This window comes from Halorussus aquaticus (assembly GCF_024218795.1).
Lineage (GTDB): Archaea > Halobacteriota > Halobacteria > Halobacteriales > Haladaptataceae > Halorussus > Halorussus aquaticus.
In genome coordinates this window covers 126523-153326 of the sequence record NZ_CP100401.1, presented here as the reverse complement: position 1 = coordinate 153326, position 26804 = coordinate 126523, and the positions used below count along the sequence as shown (strand labels likewise).

The 26804-nt window shown below is 65.5% G+C and carries 26 protein-coding genes; 9 read left to right on the top strand and 17 right to left on the bottom strand.

What is annotated here, in order from left to right; translation table 11 throughout:
* Positions 1–100 precede the first annotated feature (100 nt).
* The 6 genes from NGM06_RS19200 to NGM06_RS19175 form a co-directional block, all read right to left on the bottom strand.
* Positions 101–1333: a polysaccharide lyase gene (locus NGM06_RS19200; protein ID WP_254270378.1), complete on the bottom strand. Its 1233-nt coding sequence runs from the start codon at positions 1331–1333 to the stop codon at positions 101–103.
* A 113-nt stretch (positions 1334–1446) separates the two neighbouring features.
* Positions 1447–3243 (bottom strand): ABC transporter ATP-binding protein, encoded by a 1797-nt coding sequence (locus NGM06_RS19195; RefSeq protein ID WP_254270377.1) that lies wholly within the window; start codon positions 3241–3243, stop codon positions 1447–1449.
* A 162-nt stretch (positions 3244–3405) separates the two neighbouring features.
* Positions 3406–4677: a CDP-glycerol glycerophosphotransferase family protein gene (locus NGM06_RS19190; RefSeq protein WP_254270376.1), complete on the bottom strand. Its 1272-nt coding sequence runs from the start codon at positions 4675–4677 to the stop codon at positions 3406–3408.
* Between the two features lie 9 nt (positions 4678–4686).
* Positions 4687–5442: an NTP transferase domain-containing protein gene (locus NGM06_RS19185; protein WP_256568011.1), complete on the bottom strand. Its 756-nt coding sequence runs from the start codon at positions 5440–5442 to the stop codon at positions 4687–4689.
* A 241-nt stretch (positions 5443–5683) separates the two neighbouring features.
* Positions 5684–7027, bottom strand: a complete 1344-nt coding sequence (locus NGM06_RS19180) for a glycosyltransferase family 4 protein (protein WP_254270374.1) — start codon at positions 7025–7027, stop codon at positions 5684–5686.
* A complete protein-coding gene (locus NGM06_RS19175; RefSeq protein ID WP_254270373.1) occupies positions 7024–7998 on the bottom strand; it encodes a hypothetical protein in 975 nt (324 codons plus the stop codon). The genes NGM06_RS19180 and NGM06_RS19175 overlap by 4 nt, the downstream gene beginning before the upstream one ends.
* A gap of 148 nt (positions 7999–8146) precedes the next feature.
* Between NGM06_RS19175 and NGM06_RS19170 the strand changes: the two genes are divergently transcribed.
* Positions 8147–9637 carry a polysaccharide lyase gene (locus tag NGM06_RS19170; protein ID WP_254270372.1) on the top strand — a complete coding sequence of 497 codons (1491 nt, stop codon included), beginning with the start codon at positions 8147–8149 and terminating at the stop codon, positions 9635–9637.
* On the opposite strand, the gene NGM06_RS19165 is transcribed toward NGM06_RS19170, so the two are convergent.
* The 5 genes from NGM06_RS19165 to NGM06_RS19145 form a co-directional block, all read right to left on the bottom strand.
* The gene (locus NGM06_RS19165) at positions 9634–10284 is read right to left on the bottom strand and encodes an SIMPL domain-containing protein (protein WP_254270371.1); all 651 of its coding nucleotides are present in this window, start codon (positions 10282–10284) and stop codon (positions 9634–9636) included. The two genes, NGM06_RS19170 and NGM06_RS19165, sit on opposite strands and share 4 nt — an antisense overlap.
* Positions 10285–10336: 52 nt before the next feature.
* Positions 10337–11548 carry an ABC transporter permease gene (locus NGM06_RS19160; protein WP_254270370.1) on the bottom strand — a complete coding sequence of 404 codons (1212 nt, stop codon included), beginning with the start codon at positions 11546–11548 and terminating at the stop codon, positions 10337–10339.
* 99 nt (positions 11549–11647) lie between these two features.
* Entirely contained in the window at positions 11648–12886 is a 1239-nt protein-coding gene (locus NGM06_RS19155; protein ID WP_254270369.1) for an ABC transporter permease, read from the bottom strand.
* Positions 12887–12945: 59 nt separating this feature from the next.
* Positions 12946–13704, bottom strand: a complete 759-nt coding sequence (locus tag NGM06_RS19150; RefSeq protein ID WP_254270368.1) for an ABC transporter ATP-binding protein — start codon at positions 13702–13704, stop codon at positions 12946–12948.
* A 207-nt stretch (positions 13705–13911) separates the two neighbouring features.
* Positions 13912–14229: a HalOD1 output domain-containing protein gene (locus NGM06_RS19145; protein ID WP_254270367.1), complete on the bottom strand. Its 318-nt coding sequence runs from the start codon at positions 14227–14229 to the stop codon at positions 13912–13914.
* Between the two features lie 332 nt (positions 14230–14561).
* Between NGM06_RS19145 and NGM06_RS19140 the strand changes: the two genes are divergently transcribed.
* Positions 14562–16298, top strand: a complete 1737-nt coding sequence (locus NGM06_RS19140) for an alpha-amylase family protein (RefSeq protein WP_254270366.1) — start codon at positions 14562–14564, stop codon at positions 16296–16298.
* A gap of 102 nt (positions 16299–16400) precedes the next feature.
* Here NGM06_RS19140 and NGM06_RS19135 read toward each other — a convergent pair whose 3' ends face one another.
* Entirely contained in the window at positions 16401–16790 is a 390-nt protein-coding gene (locus NGM06_RS19135) for a DUF4112 domain-containing protein (protein ID WP_254270365.1), read from the bottom strand.
* 165 nt (positions 16791–16955) lie between these two features.
* Between NGM06_RS19135 and NGM06_RS19130 the strand changes: the two genes are divergently transcribed.
* Positions 16956–18413, top strand: coding sequence for a sulfatase (locus NGM06_RS19130; RefSeq protein ID WP_254270364.1), 1458 nt, complete (start codon positions 16956–16958; stop codon positions 18411–18413).
* Positions 18414–18554: 141 nt separating this feature from the next.
* On the opposite strand, the gene NGM06_RS19125 is transcribed toward NGM06_RS19130, so the two are convergent.
* A complete protein-coding gene (locus NGM06_RS19125) occupies positions 18555–20363 on the bottom strand; it encodes a DUF7282 domain-containing protein (RefSeq protein ID WP_254270363.1) in 1809 nt (602 codons plus the stop codon).
* A gap of 171 nt (positions 20364–20534) precedes the next feature.
* The gene (locus tag NGM06_RS19120; protein WP_254270362.1) at positions 20535–21092 is read right to left on the bottom strand and encodes a metal-dependent hydrolase; all 558 of its coding nucleotides are present in this window, start codon (positions 21090–21092) and stop codon (positions 20535–20537) included.
* Positions 21093–21303: 211 nt separating this feature from the next.
* Here NGM06_RS19120 and aglF point away from each other — a divergent pair, with 211 nt between their 5' ends.
* Positions 21304–22059 carry a UTP--glucose-1-phosphate uridylyltransferase AglF gene (gene aglF, locus NGM06_RS19115; protein WP_254270445.1) on the top strand — a complete coding sequence of 252 codons (756 nt, stop codon included), beginning with the start codon at positions 21304–21306 and terminating at the stop codon, positions 22057–22059.
* Between the two features lie 39 nt (positions 22060–22098).
* On the opposite strand, the gene NGM06_RS24195 is transcribed toward aglF, so the two are convergent.
* A complete protein-coding gene (locus tag NGM06_RS24195; RefSeq protein WP_256568010.1) occupies positions 22099–22230 on the bottom strand; it encodes a hypothetical protein in 132 nt (43 codons plus the stop codon).
* Between the two features lie 140 nt (positions 22231–22370).
* Here NGM06_RS24195 and NGM06_RS19110 point away from each other — a divergent pair, with 140 nt between their 5' ends.
* Positions 22371–23069, top strand: coding sequence for a hypothetical protein (locus NGM06_RS19110; RefSeq protein WP_254270361.1), 699 nt, complete (start codon positions 22371–22373; stop codon positions 23067–23069).
* A 20-nt stretch (positions 23070–23089) separates the two neighbouring features.
* On the opposite strand, the gene NGM06_RS19105 is transcribed toward NGM06_RS19110, so the two are convergent.
* Together NGM06_RS19105 and NGM06_RS19100 are read right to left on the bottom strand one after the other, a co-directional pair.
* Positions 23090–23656, bottom strand: coding sequence for a D-lyxose/D-mannose family sugar isomerase (locus NGM06_RS19105; RefSeq protein WP_303659016.1), 567 nt, complete (start codon positions 23654–23656; stop codon positions 23090–23092).
* 45 nt (positions 23657–23701) lie between these two features.
* Positions 23702–24025, bottom strand: a complete 324-nt coding sequence (locus NGM06_RS19100) for a HalOD1 output domain-containing protein (RefSeq protein WP_254270360.1) — start codon at positions 24023–24025, stop codon at positions 23702–23704.
* Positions 24026–24204: 179 nt separating this feature from the next.
* On the opposite strand from NGM06_RS19100, the gene NGM06_RS19095 reads away from it, so the two are divergent.
* The 4 genes from NGM06_RS19095 to NGM06_RS19080 all read left to right on the top strand — a co-directional run bounded on the left by NGM06_RS19095 (position 24205) and on the right by NGM06_RS19080 (position 26793).
* On the top strand, positions 24205–24375 hold the full coding sequence (locus NGM06_RS19095; RefSeq protein ID WP_254270359.1) for a hypothetical protein: 171 nt from the start codon (positions 24205–24207) through the stop codon (positions 24373–24375).
* Positions 24376–24634: 259 nt separating this feature from the next.
* Positions 24635–24823 carry a hypothetical protein gene (locus NGM06_RS19090; protein ID WP_254270358.1) on the top strand — a complete coding sequence of 63 codons (189 nt, stop codon included), beginning with the start codon at positions 24635–24637 and terminating at the stop codon, positions 24821–24823.
* Between the two features lie 63 nt (positions 24824–24886).
* Complete coding sequence (locus tag NGM06_RS19085; RefSeq protein WP_254270357.1) at positions 24887–25510, top strand: phosphoribosyltransferase; 624 nt, start codon at positions 24887–24889, stop codon at positions 25508–25510.
* 284 nt (positions 25511–25794) lie between these two features.
* The gene (locus NGM06_RS19080) at positions 25795–26793 is read left to right on the top strand and encodes a transcription initiation factor IIB (RefSeq protein WP_254270356.1); all 999 of its coding nucleotides are present in this window, start codon (positions 25795–25797) and stop codon (positions 26791–26793) included.
* The last annotated feature ends 11 nt before the right edge of the window (positions 26794–26804 follow it).

The following is a 26804-nucleotide window of genomic DNA, read 5'->3' as shown; positions in this document are numbered from 1 at the left end:
ATAAAAATCCCGGCAGATATTTGAATACCCTCCCGGCGGTTAAACGGAGTCCCTTCCGGGGGACGGTCCCCCGTTCCACTACGCGATTCGGCCGAGTCGGCTATTCGGTCGTCTGCTCGTCGGCCGTCGTGGTCTTCTCGGCCGTTTCGTCCGTCGTGTTCGTCGTTTCTCCTTCCATCTTCGTCGTCGCTTCCTTCGTCTTTTGGGTGGTCTCCCCGCCCGCAGTTTCGGTAGTCTCCGGACTCGCGGTTTCGGTAATCTCCTCGGTCGTCTCGGATCTGGGCGTCATCCCCGTCTCGGTCCCGGCCCACTCGTTCGGATGCTGGTGTTCGGAGAACAGCGTCATCCGGTCGAAGTACACCCGATTGTCGGTGGGAGAGGGCGACGACCCGCCCCAGTAGCAGTCGAACCAGTACTGATTGATTCTGAGCCAACTCACGTCGCGGAACCGAAGGTCTGTCGCGTCGAGCGCGCGCTCCCCGTTCACCCACCCCCTCAGCACGCCGTCGTTCTCGCCGGGAGTGTTCAATCGGACGTAGTTGTCGATGCGGTACCACTTCCCGAGTTCCAGACGCCCGGCCGCCGACTCGTCCCACTCGAAGGGGTCGCCGTATCGAGTGTCCATGTCGGCGTGATAGACGTAGCTCAACAACTGAATCGGGCGCTCGGGGTCGTCGGTCGAGTCGAAGTACATCCGCGCGGACCACCCGTTCGCCCCGTCCGCCCGACGGCCGCCCCATCCCGCCTGCCCGTACGTCCCCGCCGGGCCGGGTAACTTCCCGCCGCTGCCGCGTGGCAGGTCGAACGTGTCCGAGAACCGGAGGTAGTAGCGTGCGTGCAGTTCCTCGGGGTCGGCGTACCCCGCCTCGTCGAACTGGTAGTGCAGCGACGCGCCGTGGTGTCCGCCCTCGCGAAACGTCACTTGGAGCGAGTTCGACGACGGAGAGACGCCGCGCTCGTCGATTTCGAGGTTGAGCGCGAAGTCCCGTTCCGTGAACTTCGCGAGCGACTTCCACCGGTCGAACGGGAACCGGACGAATCGCTCGGGGAAGTCCACGTCGCGCTCGCTCGTCGTGTCGGTGTCCTCCTCGGCGGTCGTCTCGGCCGCGTCTTCGGTCGTCTCGGCCTCGCGCCCGCCGGTCGTCTCCGCCCCTCCTTCGGTGGTCGAGTTCGGACCGCGTCGAGTCGGTCGCCTCGTTCGCCTCGTCTTCGGTGCCCGCTCGTCAGGTTCGTCGCTCCCCGCTCGACCGTCGTCGCGCACCGCGTAGGTGAGACCCGCGCCGCCCGCGAGCGCGCCCAGACCGAGAAGGACTCGTCGTCGCGTGGATTTCATTGGCTTTACTCGGGGGACAATCGCCAGCAAGGACTGGCCCGTACGAAGCGCTAGCGCACCCGCAGTGCATAAGGACAGTGTAAATATGTGAACGAGTCGCCGCTGATTCCGAGTCAGTCGGAGTACTGACGGCTGTAGAGGTCGGCGTAGGTCCCTTCGTTGTCGAGGAGGACGTCGTGGCTCCCCTGCTCGACGATGCGGCCGTCGTCGATGGTGTTTATCTCGTCGGCGTTCCGGATGGTCGAGAGCTGGTGGGCTATCGTGATGACCGCGTACTCGCGCTCCATCGACTCGATTCCCGCCTGCACGCGCTGTTCGGTCACCGAGTCGAGGTCGCTGGTCGCCTCGTCCAACACGAGGACGTCGGCGTCCTCCTTCAGCAGCGCACGGGCCAGCGCGATTCGCTGTTTCTGCCCGCCCGAGAGCCTGACGCCCTCTTCGCCGAGTTCGGTGTCGTACCCGTCGGCCAGCGAGTCGAGGAACTCGTTGACCTGCGCGATTTCGCAGGCGCGCTCGACCTCGTCGCGCGAGGCCGACCGGTTTCCCACGGTCAGATTGTACCAGAGAGTGTCGTCGAAGACGTAGGGGTTCTGCCTGACGATGGCGAGTTTCGAGCGCCACGTTTCGAGGTCGATGTCGGCGATGGGGAGCCCGTCCACGGTTATCTCCCCGTCGTCGGGCAGGTACATCCGACTCAACAGCGAGACGATGGTGGACTTCCCGGCACCGGACTGGCCCACGAACGCGACGAACTCGCCCTTGGAGACGCTGAACGAGACGCCGTCGAGGACCGGTTCGTCGTTCGCGTACGAGAACGAGACGTCGTCGAACGCTATCTCCCGAACCTCGCCGACGTCCGTCTCGCTCCCGGTGGTCGGTTCCTGATTCTGTTCGAGTTCCTCCACGAAGTTGTTGGTCCGGATGACGTGCGGGAGGTTCCCCTCCAACTGGTAGACCCGGCGATTGAGCACGCTCAGGATGGGCGCGAGTCGGAACATGGCGAACAGGAACACGCCCAGCATCCCGAGGGTCATCGACGTGAACGTGACCGCGAGGTATATCAGCACGAATATCGAGATGGCGCTGGCGAACTGGTAGACGTTGTTGACCGCAGACTCGTTCCGGCGGAGTCGCACCGTCGAGTTCACGAACGTGTCCACGGCGCTGTGGAAGTTCTGGCGCACCTCCTCGGTGAGACCGAACAGTTTCACCTCCCGGATGCCCTGCGTCCCGGCCTGTGCCGACTCCTGAATCCGCTCGTTTGCGTCGGTGACGCGGTCACCGACCGAGTACCCCGATTCGAGTCCCTGCCGGATTCCGATGGCGACGGCGGCCAACACGGTCCCCGTCACCAGCGTCAGCACCGGCGCGAGGTAGAGCGCGATGGCCCCGTACATCAACGCGAGGAGCGTCCGCTCCAGCATCTTCACCATGTAGGAGACGCTCCGGGCCGCGTACTTCGACTGCGTGACGATGGCGTTGAGTATCTCGTCGGAGCCGTTCTGGTTGAAGTACGCGATTCGAGCGCCGAGCGCCGAGTCGAACGCCTGTCGCTTCAGGTCGCCCTCGTAGTAGCTCCGGAGCGCCTGTCCCAGCCACATCACGCCGAATCCCGAGGCGTACCGGACGCCCATCACGACGATGACGCCCGCCACGATGGTTTCGAGCGTGAACGGGATGCCGACGAACGAGTAGACGCGGGCGAACCCGCCCACGATGCCGCCCTCTGCGGCGGGTTCGCCGCCGGACTGGATGATCTCGATTATCGGGATGAGGAAGCTCAGACCGAGACCTTCGAGAACCGCCGCGACGACTCCCAGCGTCATTATCACCCCCATCAGGAGCGGCTTGTAGTAGATAATCTCTTTCAGCGCTGCTACCTTCTCCCCCCGAGATATGTCCCCGCTCATCGTCCCCCAATCACAGTCCGTTTAGAATCTCCGTTCCCTTATATTTGGACCCGACTCGTAAGCATAACGGCCTAGAGGGTGCTGCGCGACGAAACGGTCTCGACGTTCTACACCGTCGATAGGTGGAACAGTTGTGGGGGTTCCCCGTCGCGTCTGGCACTCTCACGGTGACCGTCCGGGTTCGACCGTCCGTTCGGTGGCGCGTCGCGCGTCGTCCCGGACCGAACCGGGCGTCTCTGCGGGGAGACCCAGCACCTCGCCCCGGACGTGGCGGTAGATGCGCTCGGACGCGCCACCGTCCTGATATCGGAAGAACTGGTTTCGGACTCGCGCGCGCTCGTCCTCGAACCCGTCGTCACCCTCCAAGAAGTGGCGTAGCCACTCGTGCAACTCGTCTGCGGTCTCGGGTTTCGGCCCGGGAGTCACCTCGTCGTAGTCGAAGTAGAATCCGCGGGCGTCGCGGTACGCGTCGAGGTCGTAGGCGTAGAACACCACCGGTCTATCGAGCAGGAGGTAGTCGAAGTAAATCGACGAGTAGTCGGTCACGAGCACGTCCACTAGCGGGAGCACCGGGTAGATGTCGAGGTCGGAGGGGAGCAAAACCACCCTGTCGAACTCCTCTTCGTCGAGTTCCACGTCCGACCACGGATGGGCCTTGAGCAGCAGGTACGCGTCGTGTTCGGCCAGCGTCCGGTCCAGTTCCTCGATTCCCAGTTTGGTCCCGTCGATTGTCCCTTGGTCGCCCTCGAACGCGTTTCGAGAGGTCGGCATGTACGATATCAGGGTGGCCTCCTCGCTCAACTCCCGGAGTCGGTCGTAGCCGTCGAGACCGACCGTCGCTCCCTCGACCGATTCGAAGAACACGTCGTCTCGGGGGTAGCCGGTCGGAAGCGCCTGCTCGGGGCGGACGTCGAACGCCGAGGTGAACGGCGCGAGCGCGTCGGCCGTGCCGGTCGTCACGAACCGGTCCCAGTTCCGGATGACGTGCTTCCGGTACGACCGCACGAGCAACGAGGCGTCCGACTCGATGTCGTTGCCGAGTCGCTTCAGCGCGTTCCCGTGCCACATCTGAACGACCGTCGCGCCCCCGATGTACTGCCAGAACGGAACCCCGTGGGACGTGAACACGCATCCGGCACGCAGCGCGACGTATTTGCCCGGCCAGTCGTCTACGTGGTAGGTCTCGTAGCCCCGGCCCCGCAGTTCCCTCAACACCTCGCGGTCGCGGGCCAGCCATATGGGTCGAATCTCGTCGGAGCGCTCGACGGCGTGGAGGAAGAGATACTTGCCGTTCTCCGCGAATCGACCGCTCTGGTCCGCGGTGAACGCCCAGACGCGGTCGTTACGCGGCACGAGATGCGACAGGAGGAAGACGAGCGGCCGGAGCAGGTACGAGACGACCGCCCCGACCGCGTCGGTGAGTGCGTCGCTCATCGGTGACCGTCAGAGTTCGATTTCGCTCCTGTCCGTCGGTTCGAGCGGGAGACTCCGCACGGCCTCGCGGAAGTGGGCCTCGGTGTTTATCTCGACGTGCCGCCGCGGGTCGATGGTCACCGCCTTCGACGGCACCGCCGGGAAGACGATGGGAAACCACTCCTCGACCGCGTTCGCACATAGGATTCGGCCAGCGGTCTCGAAGTGGTCGCGGTTCAGGACGAAGATGCCCGCCTCCTGATGACCCTCGATAGCGCCGTAGTCGGTGACTGTTCGGGACTCGTCCCACTGGACGGCGGTCATCTCGTCCTGCACGCCTTCGATGGCGGCGACGGTGCTGTAGCCGTCCGGGCCGTGGTCGTCGCGGAACCGCTCGACGACCGTCGAGAGGACTCCCTCTGTCGTGATGACGTCGCCGCAGAGCAACAGCGCGTCGTCGTCCACGACGTTGAGGCCCGCGAGCGCCGACGCGGCGTTCTCCACCGCGTTCCAGTACGGGAGGACGACGACCTCGAACTCGAACCGGTCGTCGATACGCACGTACTCGTCTATCTTCTCGGCGCGACTCCGACCGTCGAGCGTGTCCTCGGTGAACCCGTAGCCCAGCACGACGAAGACGCGCTCGTCCACCAGTCCCTCCTCGACCAACGGCGCGAGCGCGTCGAGTTGGCGCTCGAATATCGTCTCCCCGTCCACGTCGAGGAACAGTTTCGGATCACCGTCGGTCCGAGGATGCAAGCGAGACCCCTCTCCAGCGCCTAACATAACTGCTTTCATGAGTACGTCGGAAACCCCCAGTCACCGTACCAAATACGCATATATAGAAATACGTTGCGGCAGGGTGCGGTACGGACCGCTCTGTTCGTCTTCTCGTTCGGAACGATAAGTCTTCGACTCGAAAAACGTCAGAACGACGGAACGCCGAGAGTAGCGGGAATGTTGACGATGCCGAAACGGTCGGGAACGCCGAAGCGCCGCGGAGGGCGCGGACAACACCGTGTCCCGACTACGACCGAAGGATTCTGGCGACAGCGTCCAGCAACTCTCGACCGACGCGCTCGTTCGAGTTCCGCACCCGGACTCGCTCGGTCGCGCTCCGACCCACCCTCTCGCAAAGATTCTCGTCGGTCAGCAGTCGGTCCACCGCGTCGGCGAGCGCCGACTGGTCGGCGGCCGAGACGAGCGTCCCCGTCTCGCCGTCGGCGACCTGCTCGTCGATACCGCAGTCCGGATTCGCGACCACGGGGAGTCCGGCGGCTTGCGCCTCCAGAACAACGTTGGGGTAGCCGTCGATGTAGGACTTGTAGACGAACGCGTCGGCCGCGGCGAACACCGGCGGAACGTTCTCGACGTAGCCCGGGAGGAGGATTCGCTCGGCCACCTCCTCGGGCACGCTCGTCTCGACGTACCGGACTAATCGCTCGAAGTAGGTCCCGTCGCCCGCGACGACGTACACCGCGTCCTCGCGTTCGGCGAGGATGTCGGTGACGGCCTCGACGATTTCGACCACGCCGCGGTACTTCCCCTCGTAGTTCAGGTTCGTCACGGTCAACAGTACCCGCGTCCCGTCGAGGTCCACGCCGCAGATGGCGTCGGTCTCGTCGCTGTCGGCGAATCGTGAGGCATCGACCGGGTTGCGCGCGCTGACCGCGGGTCGGTCGGGGTAGCTCGGTTTCGATTCGAGTCGGTCGCGCAGGTCGTCCGAGACGGTGACGTAGCCGCTCGCGGCCAGATACGTCAGCCTCGTCAGGAGGTGATAGACGAGGAAGACCGCGGCCCGGCCGTACCTGTCTGTCTCCCATAGTTCGCGCACCCTGTCTGCGTGTTGCCTGTAGATATCCCCGTTTACCCGTAACAGCAGGGGGACGCCGAAGAGTCTACTGAGGACGACCGAGACCAGCCCCAACACGCCGGTTCCGTTGTAGAGCAGTATCGCATCGACGTTCGACTCCCGGAGGACGCGGACCCCGCCGACGGCCGAGCGAACGAGTTTCGCGGCCGGACCCGCCTCCGGGAACGAGAGGACGCGACTCCCCGAATCGACGGCGTCGAGCGGCCCGACCAGTTCCTCGGGGCGCAGGTCGGTGAACGCGAGGACCGTCGGGTCGCTCTCGGCCGCGTCGGCGGTCGAGACGCCGTCCGGCGCGTCGGTCGTCGTCCCGCTGTCTGACGTGTCGGTCGTGGAGGCCCTGTCGGTCTCGCCGGTCGCAGGGACGCCATCGGACGCGTCGGCCGTCGAGAAACTATCAGACATGTCGGCCGTCGGGTCCAGCGCAGACTGCTGTTTCCGAGGCGACCGGCGGTTCGGGAACCGCTCGTCGGTCGCCCGGCGGCCGTCCCGCGTCGTCACTCTGGAACATAGCCGAGGTCCCGGAGCGTCTGCTTCGCTCGCTCGCCCGCGTCGTCGGGTTGCAGGTCGGGGTAAGGCGCGCCGACCGGCGACTCCGCGACGACCTGCTTGCGGGTGTCGTGTTCGCAGACGAACCACGGCACTTCGAGGAGCGCGTCGATGTGAACGCCGGGGTGACCGTACCCCCGGACCGGGAACGGCGTCACGAGGTCGCCGAGCAGTTGGCCGTGGTCGGCCGTGATTACCGTCTTCCCTTCGAGCGCCGGGAGGAGGTCCGAGACGGCGTCGAGCGCGATGCGCAGGTTCTCGACGTACGCGTCCCAGAGGTCCTCGCGGGGGATTTCGAGTTCGCCCGACGTGAGTTCGTCCCACGGGGCGTTGTCGATTCCCTCGAAGAGTTCCTGCCCTCGCTCACCGAAGAACGGCCAGTGGGGCGGGAGGTAGTGGACGACGAGGCGCTTGTCGGGGAAGTCCTCGGCCGCGCGCTTGGCGGTCTCGGTGGTGTGTTCGGGGACGTAGCCGCCCCGAATCGCCTTCGAGACGCTCAGGTCGTAGTCGGCGAGGAACGAGTGGACCGTCGCGTGGAACTCGGCGTCGATGGGGTCGTCGTCGCTGTCGTCCAGTTCGTACAGTTGCGGGTTCGCGGTGACGTACACCGAGTCGTAGAGTTTCTGCCCGTCGAACGTCTTGCGGAGGAACTCTCTCGTGTAGGGCGCTTTCGAGCGACGCGACTCCAACTCGCCGCGAATCTCCGGATACTCCGGGACGACTCGCGAGAAGGCGTCGTACCGACACGCGTCGAGGATTATCAGGTTGTCCCAGTCCTCCGCCAGCACGTCCACCCCGTCCACCCCTCCCGAGACCCGTTCTTTGAGTTTGTAGTAGAGGAGGTTGGCCGCGAGCATCCCCTTCTTCGGATTGCGGGCGTGTTCTTCGAGCAGTTGCAGTCCAGTTCTGCACTCCGAGAGCATACAGGAGAAACCATGGACCTCTATAATAGAGTAACGGCGGTGACAGCGGCGAACGAGGGTCGGGGGAATCCCTCTCGTCACAACGGTCCAACACCAAACGCGGCGTTCCGGTAAATATTTAAAACGTCTACAGAGCATTGAAAACTGCATGGCACGCGACGAGACGGCACGCGAATCCGATTCAGAGGCGTCACTACTCGACCGGCGGAGCTACCTCCAACTCGCCGGGGCGGCCGCCGCATCCGTCGCCGGACTGAACGCGGCGAGCGCAACCGGCGCGGCGGCGGAGACGCAGGACGACCTCGTGTACGAGACGTTCAACCAGACCGGCTACGACGACATCTTCACCGACACGTGGCAGCAGGGGACCTACGACGGACGAGTGTCGGACCCGAGCAAGAGCGGGAGTCACGCGCTGGAAGTCGAGATTCCCCAAGGCAACCACTACGGCGTCGCAGCGACGTACGACCCCGTCGAGGCGGGCGACATCGACTCCGAAGCCACGGAACTGTACGCGAACACGTGGGTCCGGTTCTCCTCGAACTACGACGGGAAGAGCGGGAAACTCCCCGGCCCGGCGAACACGGAACCCGGCGGCGGGAAGGGCGGCGAACCCTCTACCGGGACCAACGGCTGGTCGGCCCGCGGCGCGTTCGACGCGTCCGTGAGCGGGGGCGTCAGAGTCGGCTACTACTGCTACCACATGGACCAAGGCGGAACGTACGGCGACCACTTCTGGGGGACGACGGTCCCGACGGGCCAGTGGGTCAAACTCAGCCAGTACATCAAACTCAACTCGGTCGACGGCGGGTCCGCGAACGCCGACGGCCAACTCAAGATGTGGATAGACGACGAACTGCTCGTCGACAAGTCCGGGATGCGGTTCACCGAGGACCTCTCCATCGGGTGCAACTACTCGTTCAACGTCTACTACGGCGGCAGTTGGACCTCGCCGCAGGACCAGTCCGTCTTCTTCGACCGCTTCGCGATAAGCGACACCCAGATGCCGGACATCTCGGGAAGCGGAACGTCCGGTAGCGGCGACCAGACGCAAGGCAAACCGCTCGAACTCGTCGCGGGGTCGGACACCTCGAACGTGCAGTACGAGTTCACCGTCGAGGGGACCGTCACCAAGAACACGACGGCGGGCGACAACGCCGCGGAGAGCAACGACTCCATCACCGACAACGGCGACGGCACGGTGACGGTGACCGGAACGTCGGGCAACGGCTACGGCGACTCCTACTACGTAGACGGGAGTTTCACGTCGATGAGCCTCGACGAGAGCAAGTGGACGATTCGATACGACGGGACCGAAGTCAGCGTGCAGGAACTCCTGCCGTCGGCCGCGCCGAGCGTCGAGCGGTTCGACGTGTCCACGAGTAACAAACTCGGCGGCGACCGGATGTTCTCGGTCAAGTGGGCCGCGGCCGACGCCGACGGCGACCTTGATACGGTCGAGGCGGTCGTCAACGACGGGTCCACCGACGTGAACTTCGCGGTGAACGACGTGAGCGGGTCCAGCGCCTCCGGGTGGGAACTGTTCCAGTTCCCCGCGGGGACCACGATGGACGTGACCCTCCGCGTGAAGGACGCGGCCGGGAGCGTCACGAAGCGGACTCAGTCCGTCTCGCTCTAGGGCGACTCGACCAGTTCGTACTCGACGGTGACGCCGACCGTCACGTCGATGGGACCGCTCGCCGGGGCGGTCCCGGACTGCTCGGCCGCCCCCGCGCCGAGCGCGGCACCGGACTGACGGGCGCGCGAGCGCTCCTCGGTCGTCAGCGAGCGCACGCCGCCGACGCCGACCCCCTCCGCCGCGGCGGCGGCCTCGGCCTTCCGCCGCGCCGTCGTCACCGCGTCTGCGACGGCCTCGCGCTCCAGTTGGCGCTTCGTCTCGGTCCGGAACGTGAACGTCACGTCGTCGATTTCGGCGTTCGCCTCGTCCACTCCGGCCGCGAGTAGGTCGCCGAGCGCGTCGAGGTCGTCCAGCGTCACGGCCACGCTCTCCATCGCCTCGAAGGGGCGAGACTCGGGGTCGCGCTCGGCGTCCCCACTGTGACCCGGTGACTGTCTCCTGACGCGGAAGCGAGTGGACCGGACGTTCTCGTCGGTCGCACCGGCCTCGACGACGACGCGACGGAGTTCGGTCGCTCGCTCGGCGACGCTCCGTCGCGCCGCGGTCACGTCAGGTTCGACTGCGCGGGTCTCGAACCCGAGTTCGACGCGGTCCGGAGGCGCTCGCGTTCGGCCGACAGCATCGGTCGTAATCGTCGGGGCCGTCATGGAAGTCGAAACGTCGGCCGCGAAGATGTAGTTTCCCCAACTGTGTTACTGATTACCGCATAAGCTGGTCCACGCCGACCGTCCGGAGCGTCCGCCACCCCGCCACCGCGGCCGCCAGCGTCCCGATGACCAGCGCGATGGCTCCGCCGAGAACGAGGACCGACCCCGGTGCCTGCACCAGTCCCTCGAAGCCGACGATTTCCGCGGCGACGTAGTTCAGGCCGACAACGAACGGCGGGGTGACCGCGACGCCGACGAGTCCGCCGACCGCGCCGAGCAGGACGCCCTGCGCGGCGACCATCCCGACCACCGTCTTCGAGGAGACGCCGAGCGCGGTCAGCGCGGCGAGTTCCTCCTTCTGCTGGAAGACGACGATGGAGAGGACGTTGAGCGTCAGCGCGAACCCCGAGACCACCGCGAGGACGACCAGCGCACCGCCGACCGCGATGACGACCGCGTTGTGCCGGAGCACCGAGCGCATCTGCTCGTCGTTCGTCCGAATCGTGTAGTCGGGGTAGGCCCGCTGAAGCTCCTGCTCCACCGCGCTCTTGTTCGCGCCCTCCTTCAGGTTGACCGTGACGAACGTCGCCTTGTCGGTGCCCGTCGTGCCCGTGACCTCCTGCAGTTCGCTGAGGTACGTCGTCACCGTCGGCGCGCCGAGGAAGCTAGAAAACGTCGAGGAGATACCCGTAATCTCGAACTCGTTTTCCCGCGCGCTCTCGACCGACCCGCCGACGTAGATGGTGTCGCCCACCCCGACGTCGAGCATCTCGGCGGTCCGGGGGTCGATGACTATCTCGTGGTACATCTTCCCCTCGTAGGTGCCGTTCTGGTAGTGGATGTCGCCGTGAGGGAGTTTGCCCTTCTCGTAGGAGACGAACGGCCCGTCCGTGGGGATGCCCACCCCGACGAGCGTCTGCATCTCGCCCGAGCCGTTGCCCACGTAGACCGCCTGAAATGCCATGGGAACCGCCGACGTTACCTCCTCTCGAGACTCGATGTCGCGCGACACGTTGTGGGCGTCGAGGATAGACGTGCCGAAGCCGCCGGGCCCCTTCGAGAGCGACCCGCCGGTGACCCAGAGGTCCCGGCCCGACGCGTCGAACTTCTGCTGGCCGGTCTCGAACACGCCGTAGCCGAGGCTGGCGAGCAGGGTGGTCGAGAGGACGGCGACGGCGATGCCGACCACCGCGAGGACGGTCCGCGCCCGGTCGTGGCGGAGTTGGGCGGCCGCGACCGAGGCGGCGACGCGGAGTCTGCTCACGCGGCCACCTCCGGAACCGAGTTCTGGCGTACCCGCGTTCGCTCGGGGCGCTCGCTCACGCGACCACCTCCGGAGTCCGGCGACGACGCGAACGGCGAGTCACCGAATCACCTCCGCGACGCCCTCGGTCCGGCGCTCCATGGCCAGCAGGTACGGCGCGACCAGCACGCCGATGAGCAACGACACGCCGAAGCCGTAGGCCACCAGCAGCGGGTGGAAGTTGGCGATGGGAACCGGAGCGATGGCGCGAACCGCGGCGTAGTTCGTGACCGCCGTCGTCAGATACGCGAGGACGATGCCGAGCGCGCCGCCGACGAGCGTGAGCGCGAGCGCCTGCACGACCAGCAGGACCGCGCGAGCGCGCCGCGAGAAGCCGATTGCGGTGAGCGTCGCCAACTGCTCGCTGTCGGCCTCGACCTGCAACCCCTGCGTGGTCGCCACGAACAGCGTCCCGACGACGATGGCGATGAGCAGGGCCGCGACCCCCATCGCCAGCGGGAGGTCGGAGTCGGTCGAGTTCTGCGCGGTGAACCCGGAGCGGGTGACGGCGTTCGCGGTCGGGAATCGGTCTTCGAGCGACGACTGGAGTCCGCCCGCGTTCGACTGGACGAGAATCTGGTCGGCCAAGTCCCCCGACTGCGCGCCGGTGATGGTCTGGAGTTCGCTCAGGTGGACCAACATCACGGGCATGCCGGAGAGGCCCGACTCTACGGCGGCGCTCTCGACGGCCGTGACCCGCAGGTCGCGGTTCGCGGACCCAGAGACGGCCCCACTGACCGAGAGGGTGGCGGTCCGGTTCACGCCGAGACTCCGGGCCGCGCCCGTAGAGAGGACCGCCTGCCCGGTCCACTCGCCGTCGTAGCTACCGTTCGCGTAGTGCGGGTCGCCCGGCGACAGCGGCGCGGTCGGGAGTCCGGCCACCCGGTCGAGTTTCGGGTCCGGGACGACGCCGACCCCGAGGACGTACTCGCTCGTCCCGCCGGATTGGACCTTCAGCACGGAAATCTGGACGGGCGTCGCGTACTCGACGCGCCCGTCGTCGTTGAGCGCGGCGCTCTTGGCGTGAACGTCGCCGAGTTGCGCCGACTCGGTGGAGACGACCATCGTGGACGCGCCGCCGCCCTCCGGGACGACCCAGTAGTCGACGGCGTCGCCCCGGACGGTCGTGCCCTGAACCAGACCGAGACCGGTCGCGGTGACCACCAGCATGAGCGCCACCGCGATTGCCACGCCGAGGACGCTGACGGCGGTCTGGCGCGGTGCGGTCCGGGTCGCCTTGGTGGCGGTCCGCCGGAGCGCGACCCCGACGAGACCGACCCAGCGCGTGAGCCTACTCATGGCTCCCCCTCACCGGCCCGGACGACCACCTCTCGCTCACCATCGCGGACGACTCCCTGTCACGCATCCTTCACCCGTCCGTCGCGGAGTCGAATCACGCGGTCGGTCCGGTCGAGCGCTCGCTCGTCGTGGGACGCCAGCACCACCGCGCGGTCCTCGGCGAGGTCCGCGAGTAGGTCGAGGATGACCGCGCCGGTGTCGGTGTCGAGTTCGCCGGTCGGTTCGTCGGCGAACACGACGAGGGGGTCCCCGGCGAGCGCGCGCGCCACCGCGACCCGCTGTTGCTCGCCGCCGGACAGTTCCCCCGGGCGGTGGCCCAGTCGGTCGCCCAGTCCGACGCGTTCGAGCAGGTCGGCGGCCTGCTCGCGGCGCTCGGCTTTGCCGATTCCCCGTTCGACCAGCGGGAGCGCGACGTTGGCCCGCGCCGACAGCGAGGGCAGGAGGTGGAACCGCTGGAAGACGATGCCGACCTGCTCCAGTCGCAGGCGGGTCAATTCCCCCTGCGAGAGCGCCGACACGTCCTCGCCCGCGAGCGTGACGGTGCCCTCTGTCGGCACGTCCAACCCCGACAGCAGGTGGATGAGCGTGGACTTGCCGCTCCCGCTCGGTCCCGACAGGCCGACGAACTCGCCGCGCTCGACGGTCAGCGACACGTCTTCGAGTGCGGTGACCGTCGGGCGGTCGTCGCGGTCGTCGCTGCCGAACGAGAACCACCCGCCGCTGCCCCCTCGTGCGTACGTCCGCGTGACTCTCGTACACTCCACCACGGCCTCTCTTCGGTCCGATTCCTCCGTCGCTGTTCGCGTACTCGCGTCCATCAGTCCCCCACCAGAACGAGAGTGTAGAACACGCCGACACACTTAGCGTTTCAGGCTGTTCGCCACCGAAGAGGGGTTGAATCAAGGTTTCGCGACGTTCCGAGACGGTTCGGTCCGAGTTGCGAATCGGTGCGACGAACGCCCACGCGAGACGGTTAGCGTTCGCTCCGTTGCCGAAGTTCGCCGGACAGCTGTCGGGTCGACCGATTACTGGAACGCCGTCTCGCGGATGACGATACGGCCGTAGCTCTTGACGGTGACCTCGTAGCCGTGGTACCGGAACGTCACGCGACACTCGCGGACGGCACCGCTGGCGGTCGGTCGGAACAGGTCGTCGAGCGCGTCCGGGTCCACCTCCGTGGCCTCGTAGAGCGGTCGCAGGTCCATCACGTCGGAGCCACTCATCTCCATGATAGCGAGCGGAACGGCGATGCTGGGCGGGTCCGACGGATAGGAGTAGGTCACGCGGTAGGTCCCGTTCTCCGGGTCCGCGGAGAGTATCGGTACGGTGATGTCCTCGTTCATGGACTCGATTGAAGAAGGATCCTATTCAATGGCCGAGTTCGTGCGAATCCTCCCACTACATAACGGTTAGATTGCGGTCGTCCGGGCGGACGTTTCGACGCGTACGTAGCCGTTAGTGCGACTCCGACGGCGGAAACTTCGCGTTGGGAAACCGGCAAGACGGCGCGGCGGAGCGACACCGGGGATTTCGACCGGCCGTTCGGTCTCCTCGGTGCCTCGTTGGGGGTTCGCCCGACTCTCCTTCCGTCGCCTCCGCACAGTCGCCGTATCACGGCCGCCACACTACTTTTTCTGCTCGAAGCCGACAGACGAGGTGAGAGGGTGTGTTCTACATGGGAACGAAGGACCACTGGTACGAGAACGCGACGTTCTACGCCATCGACGTGGAGGCGTTCGCGGACGGCGACGACGACGGCGCCGGCGACTTCGAGGGGATGACCGACCGACTCGACTACCTCGAGAGTCTCGGCATCGACTGCATCTGGCTCCTCCCGTTCTACCCGTCGCCGAACCGGGACAACGGTTACGACGTGACCGACTACTACGGCGTAGACGACCGCTACGGGACGCTCGGGGACTTCGTGGAGTTCGTCCGCGAGGCCGACCGCAGGGGACTCCGGGTCATCGTCGACCTCGTGGTCAACCACACGTCCGACCAACACCCGTGGTTCCGGAAGGCCCGCGAGGACCCCGACTCGAAGTACCGCGACTACTACGTCTGGCGGGAGGACCCGCCCGAGAACCCGGACCCACACCGCGGTCCGGTGTTCCCCGGCGAGGAGGACAACATCTGGAGTTACGACGAGGAGGCCGAGGCGTTCTACTACCACCGATTCTACCACTTCCAACCCGACCTCAACACCGCCAACCCGGACGTCCGCGAGGAGATTCGCAAGATAATGGGATTCTGGCTCGAACTCGGCGTCTCGGGGTTCCGGGTGGACGCCGCCACGCTGATGATAGACAACAAGGGCGGTCTCGAATCGACGCGACTCGACGACCCGCACGGCGTCCTCCGGGACATGCGCCACTTCGTGGAGCGCCGGGGCGACGACGCCATCCTGTTCGCCGAGGCCGACGACGCGCCCGACCGCCTCGGCGACTACTTCGGGAACAGCCACGGCCGAATCTCGCCCGACGCCGACGCGGAGTCCGGCGTCGAACTCGGCGAGGGCGACGAGATAAACGTCATGCTCAACTTCCTGCTCGACGCCTACCTCGTGCTGGCGCTGGCCGAGCGGGAGGCCGAACCGATTCGGGAGGTGCTGGACATCCTGCCCGTCCCGCCCGAGGGCGGCCAGTGGGCCAACTTCCTCCGGAACTACGACGAACTCAACATCGGCCGCCTCCCCGAGAACGACCAGCAGCGAGTGTTCGACGCGTTCGCGCCCGACGAGAACATGCGCATCTACGGCCGGGGCATCCGCCGCCGCCTCGCGCCGATGCTGGACGGCGACGCCGACCGCGTCCGACTCGCCTACAGCCTCCTGTTCTCGCTCCCCGGCGCGCCGCTGCTGTTCTACGGCGACGAGATCGGCATGGGCGACGACCTGAGTCTGCCCGGTCGAAACGCGGTCCGGACGCCGATGCAGTGGTCCGCCGGGAAGAACGGCGGGTTCTCGTCGGCCGACCCCGAGCAACTCGTGCGGCCGGTCGTCTCCGGCGGCGAGTACGGCTACGAGACCGTCAACGTCGCCGACCAGCGCGGCGACCCCGACTCGCTGTTCCAGTGGTTCTCGCGCCTCAACCGCCTCCGCGCGGAGTGTCCGGAAATCGGCCACGGCGACTGCGAGGTCCTCGACGCCGACGACCGGGCCGTCTTCGCCCACCGGATGACCAGCGACCACGGGCGGGTGGTCGCGGTCCACAATCTCGGCGAGGAACGGACCGAAGCGACGCTCGAACTGGACGCCGAACCGGTCCGCCTGTTCGGCGACGCCGCGTTCGAGCGCGTCGCCGATAGAATCGGCGTCGAGAGCGACGGAGGGGAAGATGGGAGCGCCGACGAGTGGCGCTTCGAGTTGGGTCGGTATGGGTTCTGCTGGGTACGGGTCGAGGAGTCCGTATAATCGAGGAGTCCCGACAATTCGAAGTCCGTCCGATAGCCGAGTGGGAATCGAAGTGTCCGTGAGACGGCCGAGAATAGCCACCTTCGGTTCGGCGACTCCGGCTTACACCGAGTCGCTGAACTCCTCTTCCAACAGCGCGACGTTGCGCTCGTTGGCCTTCCAGACCGCGTCCACGATGGTTCCGAGCACCGGAACCGAACCGATGACCGCGTCCACGCCGACGTTGAACAGCATCTTCAGCAGGGTTTCGCGCGACGCCCCCATCTGGGCACCCTCGGCGACGATGTACAGCGAGATGGCCGCCGACACCGCGTCGCCGCCCACCGGCAGGATGCCGAGAATCGGGTCGAGTCCGATCCTGTAGTTGACGACCGGGAGTTCGATGGCCTCGTCGAGTAGCCTCGCGACGGTTCGGACGCGCTCCATCGCGGGCGGTTCGTCCGTGACGGTGACTTCGATCGGTTGGCCTTCTTCGTCGGGTCCGAGGTCCATGACGAATCGGTGGACGCGCGGAACGAAAGGCTTGCTGGCCTCCCGAGTCGCCGCTCGGAGTTTCGTGGGTCGTCCCGAAGATAAATCGGCGTATCCGGGCTCTGGGCCGCGGTTTCGCTCGTCTAGCCGAAACAGCTATCCATCGGTCTGCCGAGTGCTGGTTGCATGAACGACGCTCCGAACGTCGTGTGGCTTACGCTGGAGAGTGTCAGGGCCGACCACACGCCGATGGGTGGGTACGAGCGGAACACGACGCCCGCGATAGCGCAGTTGGCGGCCGAGTCCGACGCGACCGCGTTCGAGAACTGCTTCGCGCACTCGATGTGGACGCCCGCCTCCAGCGCGTCGATTCTCACGGGGACGTACCTCTCGGACCACGGGGTCGGAAAGGAGGGGACCGGGATGCGGAAGCTACCGCCGAACCTGACGACGCTGCCCGCACTCCTCTCGAAGCAGGGGTATCGGACCGCCTGCCTCTCGCCGAACGGCTACCTGAGTTCCGCGAACGGTCTCGACCGCGGGTTTCAGGACTTCTACTGGCTCTCGAAGAATCTGGCCGACGGCGGCGTCACGGACCTGATGAAGTACGGTCTGAACCTCGGGTCCCACGAGGGGAGTCCGCTCAACGAGAAGACCCGCGGACTCCTGAAGTACGCGCTGAACGTCAGGTCTCACGGGCCGGGACTGACACTCGACAAGGACCGCCACAACCTCGCGTACCTCACGACCGACATCGCCAAGCAGTGGGTCTCGAACGTAACGAAGGGCGAGGACCCCTTCTTCCTCTACGCGCACGTCGGGAACCCGCACCATCCGTACTGCCCGCCGCGGCGGGCGCGGGACCGGTTCCGCGACGAACTCCCGACCTCGATGGAGGACGCGATAGACCTCTCGCTGGAGACGTACGCGGGCAGCGACGAGATACGACGACTCAACGCGAACGGAAGCCCCCTCGACGACGACCAGTGGGACGCCATCGAGACGCTGTACGACACCGAAATCACCTACGCCGACGACTGCGTTCGCGAAATCGTGAATCACGTCCGGGCGCTCGACGACGGGAACACGATTTTCGTCGTCACGGCCGACCACGGCGAACTCTTCGGGGAGTACGGACTCGTCGGCCACAACCTCGTCCTCCACGACGCGCTGACACACGTTCCGCTCGTCGTCGCCGGGGCGGACCTCGACTGCGACGGCGACGAACTCGTCCAGCACGTGGACGTGACCCGGACCGTCGCCAGCATCGCGGGAGTGGACCACGAGCAGTTCCGCGGATACGACCTCCGGACCGAGGAGCGGGAGTACTGTCTGAGCCAGCGCGGGCGCGCCGACTTCGACGAGTTCTTCGAGATAAACCCGGAGTTCGACACCGAGTTCCTCCACGAACACCCGGTCAGCGCGATTCGGACGCACGAGTTCAAGTACCTCGAAAGCGCCGCGGACTCCCACCTCTTCGCGTTGCCCGACGAGACCACGGACGTGAGCGACGACTACCCGGAGGTGATCGAGACGCTCTCGAGCGTCGCCGACGAGTGGGTCGATTGGACGGCGGCCGAGACCGACGAGGCGGAGTTCACCGACGACATGAGAGAACAGTTGGCGGACTTAGGATACCTGTAGCCCCCGTCATCGAGGTCCTGAGTCGCTCGGTCTGCTTCTCGATCAGTTCCGTTTGCTATCCCACTCCCACCGGAGTCGGACGAACTGCTGAACGCGGTCGAAAATAGCTGCCGAATCGGTCGAAAAGAGAGCGGCGTCGCGTTACGCCTCTGCGGTCGTGGTGTCCGAATCAGTCGGTCGGTCCGCCACGGTGACGTTGATGGATTTGCCGAAGTCCGTGGTGAGAACTTCGAGGAACGCCTCGCCCGGTTCGAGACCGAGGTCGGTTTTGTCCACCTTGAACTGCACCTGCAGCGACTCGCCGGGTTCGGCCTTCACGGTCTGTTCCTCGATAACCGTCCCGTCTATCCGGAGTTGGACCGTGTCGGTGACGGGTTGGTCGCTCGGGTTACTGACCTTCGCGCTCACGACCAGTTGGCCGTCGTTCAGGACCACCGTCGTCGGCGCACTGAGCGCGGGCACCCTGAGCGACGGTTCGGCAGCGGTCGTCGTCTCCGTCGTGGTCGGCGTTTCGGTCGTCGTGGTCGTCTCTGTCGTCTCCGTTTCGGTCGTCGTGGTCGTCTCTGTCGGCGTCTCCGTTGTCGTCTCCGTTTCCGTTTCCGTTTCGGTCGTGGTGGTTTCCGTCGTCGTCGTGGTTTCCGTCGGCGTCTCCGTCTCGGTAGTTGTCTCCGTCGGAGTCACCATCTCGTCGGGCAGTTGCGCTTTCACGTGCTCCGGCAGGTTCACGACGAACGTGACGTTCTGGATGGTCACGTCACGGACGACGAACTCGACGCTCTGGAGGTCGGACTTCGAGATCTCGGTCTCGTCGGCCGCCTGCTCGCCGAGACTCTCCTCGAGCGACGCACCGCTCAGGAGTTTCGTGAGGTCGAGGTGGACCGTACGGTCACTTATCGAGACGTTGTCCACGACGACCGTCCGGTCTACCTCGTCGGCGTCACCGACGACGAACGAGAACGCTTCGACGTGAACGTTGTCTATCGTGAAGGTGATTTCGCGTTCTTCGACCGGCTGTTCGACAGTCGTGGTCGTGGTCGTTTCAGTCGGCGTCTCGGTCGTAGTTGTCGTGGTTTCTGTCGGCGTCTCCGTCGTAGTTGTCGTCGTCTCAGTAGTGGTGGTCTCTGTGGTCGTCGTCTCTGTCGGCGTCTCGGTGGTCGTCGTGGTCGTTTCGGTTGGCGTCTCCGTCGTCGTGGTCGTGGTCGTCTCTGTCGGTGTTTCTGTCGTCGTTGTCGTGGTTTCGGTCGTCGTTGTCGTGGTTTCAGTCGGCGTCTCGGTCGTGGTTGTCGTCGTTTCGGTGGTTTCGGTCGTGGTCGTCTCTGTCGGTGTTTCTGTCGTGGTCGTCGTCGTTTCCGTCGGCGTTTCGGTCGTCGTTGTCGTCGTTTCGGTTGTGGTGGTTTCTGTGGCCGTGGTTGTCGTCTCCGTCGTAGTCGTAGTCGTCTCCGTCGGCGTCTCGGTAGTCGTCGTTTCGGTTGGCGTCTCCGTCGTGGTCGTCGTCGTTTCAGCAGTCTCCTCGACAGTGACGAACGCCTCGTCCACGACGACCTGATTGTCTACCGTGTACGCGCCGTCCTCCTCTCCTTGGGTCTCGACGAAGTCGAACTCCTGATTACCGTTGGTGTCCCTGTACGCCAGTGCGAGGAGGCGCTGGGACTCGTTTACCGGTTCGTCGAGTCGCACCTGCACGTTCTCGTGGGTCCCGGCGTCGAGGTACGCGGAGGTCCCGAGCACGCTGTCGAGGACAGAGCCGTTCAGGAGACTCCGGTTGTGTACCGCCACGAAACCGCCTTCCTCGAGCGTCACCTGCGAGATGGTGACGACCGTCCCGTTACTGGTCTGATTTTCGAAAGTTATCGTGGTGTTCGCCTGCGTCTGAACGTCTCGTACCGCCTCGCTCGGTGGCGACTGGGCGTCACCGGCGACGGGACCTGTGGCCCCGAGTGCGGTGGCCACGCCCCCGAAAATCGTCGCTGTCACTAACATAATCGCTAAAGATGTGTGCTTTCGGCTCATCGATTTTCTCCCCCGCCGGACAGTATACGACGATTGGGATAAATCCGCTGGCGGACGATACACGGGGTTTCAGCCTCCAGAGAGAGGAGTCGTCCGTTCGCCGGGTCCGGATTACACCGGAATTTTCCGTCCGACCCAGCGCGGAATCGCCGCGAGGACTCGGAGACCGGGGGCACCGTCCGAGAGCCACAGTGCGAAGACCACCACTCCGAACGCGACCTCGAAGACGACGAGCGACTCGAGCGACAACTGGTCGAGGTGCGCGAGGAAACTCTGGCCGGTCGAGTACTCTATCGGCGGGAGGAGCGGCCACGCGAGGAACCGTAGCGAAGAGAAACTCCCGTCGAGCGCCGGATAGAGCGCGTCGCCGAAGAGGTGCGAAACGTAGCCGACCGCGAACCCCGTCGCCACGGTACCGTGGTTGCGCCTGCGGAGCAGGAGTTCGAGGACCGTGATGAGGACGACGGCGGTAAGCAGGGAGTGGGTCAGCGACCGCCCGGTCGGAAGAACGTCGAGCGTCCACGCTAACGGCTTGTCCACGAGGTCCGGAAACTGTGTGCCGAACGCGAGCGCGACGGTCGGCGGCCCGTCGGGCGCTCGGCGATGCCGGAGGTGGACGAAAGCGGTGTACAGGAGATACCCCACCGCCAGATGCCCCCAAGGCCACATAGCGTCCCCTTCGGAGTGCGTCGGGTTATTCCTTCGGGCGATACCCCCTCCGGCGACGGTTCCGAGCGGGATTCGGCCGCTTCCGTTCCCGTGTCGGTCGCTACAGCGGTCGCCGTCAGCGCACGCCCCGGAGTAAATTTCGAGTGCCGAACCGATTCAATCGAACAGGAGATATTTCAAAGAACGGGTGGTCGTCTCGCTGGGGATGGGAATGAAAGCCGTCATCTTAGCCGCAGGAGAGGGGAGCCGCTTACGCCCGTTGACCGAGGACAAGCCGAAGGGGATGGTAGAGGTAGACGGGAGACCGATTCTGAGCCACTGCTTCGAGGAACTGTCGGCGCTGGACGCCGACGAGTTCGTCGTGGTGGTCGGCTACCGCAAGCAGGACATCATCGACCACTACGGCGACGAGTACGACGGTATCCCGATTACCTACGCTCACCAGCGCGAACAGCAGGGTCTCGCTCACGCGCTGTTGACCGTCGAAGACTACGTCGAGGACGACTTCATGCTGATGCTCGGCGACAACATCTTCGACGCAAATCTGGGCGACGTGGTCAAGCGCCAGCGGGAGGACCGGGCCGACGCCGCCTTCCTCACGGAGGAGGTGCCCTACGAAGAGGCCGGGCGATACGGGGTGTGTGACACCAACGACTACGGCGAGATTACGGACGTGATCGAGAAGCCCGAGGACCCGCCGTCGAACCTCGTGATGACCGGGTTCTACACCTTCACGCCCGCAATCTTCCACGCCTGCCACCTCGTCCAACCCTCCAATCGAGGCGAGTACGAAATCAGCGAAGCCATCGACCTCCTGATTCGGAGCGGCCGGACTATCGACGCGATTCGGATGGACGGATGGCGCGTGGACGTGGGCTATCCCGAGGACCGCGACAGGGCCGAGCGCCTGCTCGACGGTCGAGGGTCGGACGCCGAGCCGACCGAAACGTCCGCGGAGAGCGACTGATTCTTCTCCTCGGTACACCGCAGCGCTCAGTCAAGGGAGTCATCCGGGGAGAACCTCCGACTGGGTGAACTCGCGGTCGCAGTTCGAGCAGTAGTAGCGACCGAGACCGCGTTTTCTCACGCCGCGTCGTCGGCCGCAGTCCGGACACGGAATGTCGAGGAGCAGGGTCATTCGGTTCACTATGCACGAGGCGAACCGACTTCAGCGTACTCCCGGTGAGTGGTAGCGAGACCGGAGACGAACGTCGCGCGGCCGACCTGTCGGGTGGCAGTTACGCCGCCTTTATGGACGGCCCTCGGACTCCAGTACCCATGGGTCGTTGGGGTGAACTCGCACGACAGGGGCGCGCCGAGACCGGGGACGAGCGACCGCCCTCGATGGAGGCGTTCCTCGAATCGAACCACCAGTTGTTCACCGTCATCGGCATCTTCGGCGCGCTCTCGGTCTACCTGATGAAGTTCCGGCAATCGACCGCCACGAGGACCGGCGCGGTCGGCGCGGTCCTGCTGCTGTTCCTGCTCGCGTCGTTCGTGGCGGTCAAGAACTCCTACCGTTGCACCGAGCGAGCGCGACGCCACGGCGACTACCTGTTGCTATTCGGCTTCGCTGTCTTCATGTACGCGTTCGTCACCCTCGTGGTCTCGGTGGTCCTCGTCATCCTCAGCGGGTACGCGCAGGGGGCCGAGAGCGTCCTCGGGTCGAGTTTCGTCTACGCGCTCGTGTTCGTCTACGTTCCGTTCGTCTTTCGGGCCGACATCCTCCGAGAGTTCTCCGGGGGAACCCCGGCGACGTCCGGGATTCGGTACGCGCCGCACCTCGCCGCGGTCGCGCTGGCGGGATGGTACGGAACCCAGTGGCTACGGGGGTCGCCGCCGACGCTGGAACTCGACAGCGCGGCCTACTCCATCGGCATCTCACTCAGCCTCGTCGCCAACCACTTCCTCATCACCGCCGGTCTGGTCGCGGTGCTGTGGGTCGCCGAGAGAGTCCTGACGAGAGGACGGCAGTGAGGTGACACCACCGAACCCGGTCAGTAGCTACCGGCCATTCGGTCGATTTTCGGGTCGGTGAACACGTCCTTCTCGTCGTAACTCGGCGAGGAGAACTCCGAGATGACCGCGCCGTCGTCGCCCGCTTTGAACCAGTGACGGGTGTCGGGGGGAATCGTGTACTGCTCGCCGGGTTCGAGGTGAATCTCCCGCTCGGCGGTGTAGAACTCCTCGCGCCCCGGCGGTTCGACCGACCAGTCCTCGCGTCGGGTCGCGTCGTCGTCTTCGTCCGCGTCGTCGCTCTCCACGTAGAGGAACACCTCCCCGGCGCGACATCGGAACGTCTCGCGCTTGCCGGGGTAGTCGTCGAACGGCGGGTGGCGATGCTCGGGACAGGTCTGGTCGGGGAACAGCACGAGTTCCTTCGCGCAGTAGCGGTCGTCGTTGACGTAGACGACGATTTCGGTCCCGACCGATTCGAGGTCCCCGAGACCGTAGTCCACGACTTCCATCTCCGTCCGCTCCTCGTCGGTGAGAACGACGCCCGCGTCCGCGAGCATCTCGGCCGCACGCTCGCGGGCGCGCTCTCGCTCGGATTCGCTGGTCACGGACGGACTACGACGCCGCGGACCAAAACCGTTGGCGACTGGAGGTCACTCCGTGGACTCGGAGGCGGTGGCGAGTTTCATGAGCGAGACGTTACCGCTCTGGTCGAGTTCGATGCGATACCCGTAGTAGGAGAACTCGACTTCGACCTGCGCTTCGGGCGGCGGCGGACTGCTGAAGAGGTGTTCGATGAGGTGGTCTATCTGGTCGTAGAGCGGCGGTAAGTCGGTCAACTCGCAGTTCTCCAGATTCGCCACGAGACGGAGGAGACTCCGATTCGCCTCCTCGACCTCCGGCGTGACCTTGCGGTGGTATATCCGTTTCTGGCCGTCAGAGACTCCCCCTTCCCCATTTTCGTTCCCACTCGGCATCACGCAGAATGTAGACTCGAGACGTCGAAATTTTCATCGTCAGTTTCCCGACCATCCGGCCGGAATAAATCGGCCGCGAACGGGTTACGGTAGCACGCTGTGACGAGAGGGTCCCGGGCGGCGCTCGGGGCGACCCCACCGACAACCATTTGCCGGTCGGCGTTGGCGATACGCCACGGATGTTCAAGGCCCAAATCTCCGACGGCGAGCAGATAGAGTGCGACAGCTACGAGGTCGGCGAGCGAGGCGTGGAACTCTACGACGGAGACGACGAGTTCATCGCGTTCGTCCCGTTCGCGCACCTGCTGTACGTCGGAAACATTACCGAAGACGGCCAGATGGTCTGGTAACGGTCAGCGGGTCTGGTAACTGCGAGTCCGACGAGTGGTGGATACGCCGACTCGGCCGCGCTCAGACGGTTCAAGACCTCGTTGAACCCCTCCGAGTAGTTCGAGTCGCCCTCTCGGAGGACCGTCCGAGAATCGGCTGTATTCGGTCGGTTCGCGGCGTCCCACGCACCGTTACCGGTCTTAATTCGGGTTAATCGGGGTCGACTGAGAGCAAGAATCGCGACCGCCTTTTGGCGTCGAGACCGAACCGCCGCTACCGATGAGTTCCGAACTGAGCGACGACGAACGGGAGCGCATCGAGACCTACTGCGAGACGCCGCCGTACGACCGCTCGCCGGATGTGCTGCTGCCGGACGGGGAGTACGACGACGACGTTCCGCGACCGCGAGAGGGTTCCGGAGGGTCACTCTTCAGGACGGTCTGGCACCGACTCCGGCGTCGGTTCTGACCCCGGTCGGGAAGTCGCGGCTAGGTTTAAGCCGACTGCTACCGGCGCTACACTCGGGGGACCATGTTTCAGGACCGTACCGACGCCGGACGACAGTTAGCCGACCTGCTGGACGACCACGGCGCGGAGGTCGACGTGGTACTGGGGATACCGCGCGGCGGTCTGCCGGTGGCGCGGCCGGTCGCGGACGCGCTCGACGCACCGCTGGACGTCGTCGTCGCCTCGAAAATCGGCGCACCGGGCGACCCGGAACTCGCCATCGGCGCCGTGGCGAGCGACGGGTCGATTTGGCGAAACGACGACCTCGTGGACCGACTCGCCGTCGAGGAGTCGTACATCGAGCGAGAGCGCGACTCGGAGGCCGAGGCGGCCCGCCAGAAACTCGAACGCTACCGCGGGACGAGCGACCTGCCGGACCTAGATGGGAAACGCGTACTCGTCGTGGACGACGGACTCGCCACCGGCGCGACCACCATCGCGGCGCTCCGACAGGTCCGCGCCGCGGGGGCGAGTCACGTCGTCCTCGCGGTGCCGGTCGGGTCGCCGAGCGCCATCGAGCGACTCCACGCCGAGGCCGACGAGGTGGTCGCGGTCGAGACGCCGCCCCACTTCGACGCGGTCGGCCAGTTCTACCGGTCGTTCGGTCAGGTCTCGGACGAGGAGGCGATGTCGTACCTCGACCGGTGAGGTGCGTCACGGCCGACAGTAGTATTGTAAAAATTGGACACGACAATTTCCAGTTTCAATTCCGCCTATTTCTCGTAGCATCGGTATACGAGAGGTCTAAAACCTGAATTTGCCAGTCTCAGAGCGAGTCGGGTCGCGGCCTAAATTGCCGGGTTTGAGTGTGTCAGTAGCACACTTCAACGAAACGTTTAAGTACCTGACGGCCTAACTGATGGTTAGGAAGCGAGGCCCCGGAGATTATTTAGGTTTTCTCCCCTCCCCGCGCCTCACCCAACCAATCAACCATGACGAGTACACGCATCCAGAGCTACGACGAACAGACCGGCGTAACCGAACGAACGGACGAGGACGAACGAGCCGAAGAGGTCCAACGCGAGGACGAGCAGGTCTGCCCCGAGTGCGGCGGGAACGTCACCGCCGACGAGGAACACGGCGAGACAGTCTGTGCGGAGTGCGGTCTCGTCGTCGAGGAGGACAACGTGGACCGCGGGCCGGAGTGGCGCGCGTTCGACGCCAGCGAGAAGGACGAGAAGAGCCGGGTCGGTGCCCCGACGACCAAGATGATGCACGACAAGGGTCTCTCGACCAACATCGGCTGGCAGGACAAGGACGCCTACGGTCGGTCGCTCGGTAGTCGGCAGCGCCAGAAGATGCAGCGTCTCCGCAAGTGGAACGAGCGGTTCCGCACCCGCGACTCCAAGGAGCGCAACCTCAAGCAGGCGCTCGGCGAAATCGACCGCATGGGCAGCGCGCTCGGTCTCCCCGAGGAAGTCCGCGAGACCGCGTCGGTCATCTACCGCCGCGCGCTCGACGAGGACCTCCTCCCCGGACGCTCCATCGAGGGCGTCGCCACCGCGGCGGTGTACGCGGCGGCCCGCCAGACCGGGGCGCCCCGGTCCATCGACGAGGTCGCGAACGTCAGCCGAATCGACGAGATGGAGTTCAAGCGGACCTACCGCTACATCGTCCGCGAACTCAGCCTCCAGATTCAGCCCGCCGACCCCGAGCAGTACGTCGCGCGGTTCGCCAGCGAACTCGGCATCTCCGACGAGGCCGAGCGCCGCGCCCGCGAACTCCTCCGGAACGCCAAGCGGCAGGGCCTCCACAGCGGCAAGTCGCCGGTCGGTCTCGCGGCCGCCGCGGTGTACGCCGGACCGCTCCTGACCAACGAGAAGGTCACGCAGGCCGAGGTCAGCGACGTCGCGCAGGTCAGCGAGGTCACGATTCGGAACCGCTACCACGAACTGCTCGAAGCCTCCGAGAGCGGCGCGGTTCCGGCCTGAAACGTCTCTTC